General features: G+C 46.1%; 1 protein-coding gene and 1 pseudogene. Both read right to left on the bottom strand.

The features are described 5' to 3' along the window. Window positions 1–3,194: pre-toxin TG domain-containing protein (locus ABE099_RS20690; RefSeq protein ID WP_430033549.1), on the bottom strand; the 3,194-nt coding region annotated here is incomplete at its 3' end. 397 nt (window positions 3,195–3,591) lie between these two features. Further along, a pseudogene (locus ABE099_RS20695) lies at window positions 3,592–4,215 on the bottom strand (DUF5704 domain-containing protein); the annotation flags it as partial.

Raw genomic sequence — 4,215 nt, forward strand, 5'->3', positions numbered from 1 at the left:
CCTGAAGTTAGGCTGACCGTTTCCTTTCCTTCGATCCAGCGACCCGCTTCATCATACGTGAGTTCAATTTGCCCCACTTCATCTGTTAGACAGAGGAGTTGTCCTGCGGCATCATAGGTGTAGCTACCTTGTTGCCCACGTGCATTGTCCTGAGTTTTGAGCAAACCACGTTCATCATAGGCATAGCTTAGCCCATGTCCAGTGCTGTTTTTTTCCTCGATAACCTGTCCACTTCGGTTATACGTCAGCGTCGTTTCATTGCCATTGGCATCTTCATACTTGGTCAAGCGATGCTCTGCGTCATAGCTTTGGCTATACCGTGCCCGCCATTGCTCGCTGTCCTGCACTACTTCCTGCAAACGTGCAAGTTCATCGTAGTGATATTCTGTTTTGATGCCATCGGCTTCCGTTTGCTCCACCGGCTGATACAAGGCATTGAAGCGGCGATGCGTCGTATGCCCAAGCGCATTGGTAATCGCAATCGGTTGGCCGTTGACATCATAGGTTAACGTTTGTACAGGTTGACCGAGTGCATCCTTCACTGAATGAAGTCGTCCTGTGGCATCATAGGTATAGGTGATACTGCGATTTAATGGATCCGTTACGGATGACACGCGTCCACGTAAATCATAGCGAAGCTTCGTGATTCCACCACGTGCATCCTCTTCCGCAATCAGGCGATCTTCCCCATCGTACGTGAAGCGGTGGACATGACCGAGTGCATTCGTGACCGTTGCCACTTTATTCGTAGCCGTATACGTATAGCTTGTGGTTGCGCCTGCTGGATCCGTAATCTCTGTAATCTCACCATCCAGGTTGTAACGATACTGCCATGTGCGTCCTAACGCATCCTTTACTTCGGTTAATTTATCATCATCATTATAGGTACGTAGGAGGGTGCCTCCAAGGACATCTTGCATGCCTGCCATACGTCCCACTTCATCCATAAGGAAGATCGTTTGGCGTCCTTCTCCATCCTCCATCGCTTCAATATACCCACTGTCTTTATAGTTGTAACGTACCGTTTCGCCAGCATAATTGTGATAGACTAGCAGTTGCCCCACAGCATTATATTCCCAGTGACAACTTACGCCGTCTGGACGCGTGATTGTAATAAGTCGCTCTTGATCATCGTACGTATACGTTGTCACTGCGCCGAGTGCATTTTTCTCTTTGATCAGTAAACCTACTTCATCATAAATAAAGCTTGTTTCTTGTCCGAATGCATCCTGATAGCAAATGAGTTGTCCCTTCTCATCATAGGTACGATGGTTGGTCTCCCCAAGTGCATTGCTTTCCGTTAACATTTGTCCTTGCTCATTATACGTATAACGGTGAAGAACACCTTCTTCTCCACGAATTTCAAGCAACTGGTGACGGTCATTATACACATGATGCTCCACTTCGCCTGCTCGATTGGTCACGGTCGTTAGAAAGTACCCTGGCTGACTATACGCATCATACTGGAAGGTGGTCACGCTTTCCTTCGCATCGATTTGCTTGATCACCCGATGATATTCGTCAAAGATGTTGGTTAGATTGCGTTTGCCATTGGTAGACATGGTTAAGATTCGTCCTTCTCCATCGCACGTGAAGGTGGTCACTAGGTTCTCCGCATCGATGAGTTCCGCTAACCACCCTGCCTCATCATAGGCAAAAGAAACCTGACGATGTGCATCTGCAACCTTTACAAGCCGCCCTTGTTCATACGTAAATTGGAATGCACGACGACTTAACTTATCCTCCAAGCGTTGCAATACGCCTTGCTCATCATAGCTGGCTTGCAATACCATTCCCACACGGTTAACATGACGCTGCAACACCCCGAATTCATTAAAATAAAACCGCTCCCGTGTAGATCCTACACGTAGTTCAAACCCCTCTGCCACGGGTCTAAGCTCATCCAACAGGACATCGGTATCTTTAGAGCGATAAACGCCATCGGCTTGACGCGTAAAACGATTTCGTTGTCCCGCTGTCCACCAGACGGTGATCGATTCACTTGGCATACTACTTTCGAGTTGATTTTGTGGGTTTTGTTGCTTCCCCTGACCAAAATCCAACCGCATATCATAATTATGACTCCACGCTAAGCCAAGTACACTTTGTTGTAGTAAGCTAGAGTTATATAAAAGCTGAAAGTTCCAGGTTGCAGCGCCATACAGCTTTAAGGCCGAATGAACCATAAACTGTTGACCTGTACCTACATGCACGGGGTCACCGTTTTTGCATTTAGCTGGGACTTGCTCAGATTTACTTCCTCCTGAAAATTCCTGCCCCTTTTCAAAATGGTATTCATTCGCTTTAGACTGTGCACTACTATGGTTTCCCCTGTCCTGCTTAGGCGAGGAATCTGGCACAATTCCCTTGTCCTTCGGATTTCTCATTGCACTCGCCGCTGCTACCGTTGTCCCTGCCGCAGTTGCTTCAATTCCGTGATGACTTCCATCTGCTTTCTTCACCTTAGGAATGCCTTCCGTCACTTCATCTGCGGCTTGGAATAGATTATCTTTCTTATTCTTCACCTTGCTCATCCCCGCACTCGCTGCGGTACCCCCTATCGCCATGAGTCGTTGCCATGGCGCTAGCTTTTCACCCGTAATCATATCTACGCCCGTGATCGCCTCGACAATACCTTTGCCATCGTCTATGACAGAGACCACAGTATTGGTCGCTTTTGTAAATTTGCTAATGCCTACCACCACTTCATCCGCAACCTTAAGTAGCTTAGCGGCCCCTTTAAAGCCTTTGCCCAATGGACCGATTAACGATAACGCACGTTCATACCAGGTCAGCTCTGCGCCTGTAATCAGATCACGACCAGTAATTGCCTCTATCACACCTTTAATATTCCCTACAACAGGTACAAAGTCTAACACAATGCTTGCTACAACTTTGAAGCCTTCCCATACCTTTCCCCACTCAAACGGGGGTGCTTTCCCATCTGCTTCATCAAAGCCTTTGCCTTTTTGACTGATCCCACGACTAAAACGATCGAGGTCTTGCTCCAATTGCTGGAGCATCCGCTCAATACTCTGATAGGATGCATCCACCTCCGTGCGTCCTTGGCTTCGCAAGGTAAGGGAGCGCATCGCCCGCTGTAATTCAGCGCGGATGTCTCCCATCTCACTACCCGATCTTCTTAATTTCGAGCCAAGCTCTTCTAAATCAGAAGCTCTCACTTCAATCTGCATCTGTCATTTCCCTCTTCTCTTACTTTGTATTCATGTTCCAATCGTGCACATCATGTCTATGATGATTCTAGTAGAAAGTGCTTAAAAATGAACTATATCGATCTAAAACCTCTTAACTAGGGTAGGGTCTGCTTCCTACCTCCCAAAAAACTCCAAAAGTCCTATGATTTTTATATTTATAGGAAAATAATAACATATAATATAGGGAATATATCCTTTATTCTTTAAAAATTCACAATTTTAACCTAGACTTACTTTACTATGCTTACAACACATAGAATGCACTCTTCTAAATTGAAAAAAGCTCCCCTTTCGTAGTTGGTGTGTTACCTTACACCACTACGTAAAGAGAAGCCTATTTTAGATAAACTAGCATCTATCTTTCTATTTGCTTTGCTTAATGCGTCACCATCGGGACAAAGTCACTGCGACTCGAGTATTTACCATCATAATAAATGACATCGCCATCCTGGGTGGGTAAGCTTCTGCCATAAGGATCGATAACATCCTTCTTAAAGCCCTCCATCTGGCTCCATTGATTCATGAGCTTCCCGTGAATATATTGCAGGTGCGGACGATCTCTCTGCCCATTTTGTACGCTACGAATATCAAAGTTCACGACAATATAGCCTTCCTTTAAAAAGATCGGGGAGGCATCATCCAGACCTTGGTGCGTACGTCCATATTCTGCAATATTCGTACCCTTATCTACTGCATACACCCCAGCAGGGATGCTATATTCGCCATACCATTTTTGTATCGCCGCATTGGCACGGTACGGGTCTACCCCTGTCGGTAGCTCGGTCTTTGGTCCAATATAGGTACGGATCGGTGCACTTAAAAATAAACCACCATACCCACCCACCATTGTTTTTTGCTTTGTCGTTTTATCCTTATATTGCGCTAGGTATTGGGCGCGGCTAATTTGATTCACTTCCGAGAAGCTCTTCTCCACATCATACTGATAACGTGCCGTATCCTCTAGCTCGACTTGCGGTACATTCCGTAACCGTTCGTTTAA

Origin of the sequence: Paenibacillus turicensis, from assembly GCF_050461185.1 — a bacterium.
Lineage (GTDB): Bacteria > Bacillota > Bacilli > Paenibacillales > Paenibacillaceae > Fontibacillus > Fontibacillus turicensis_A.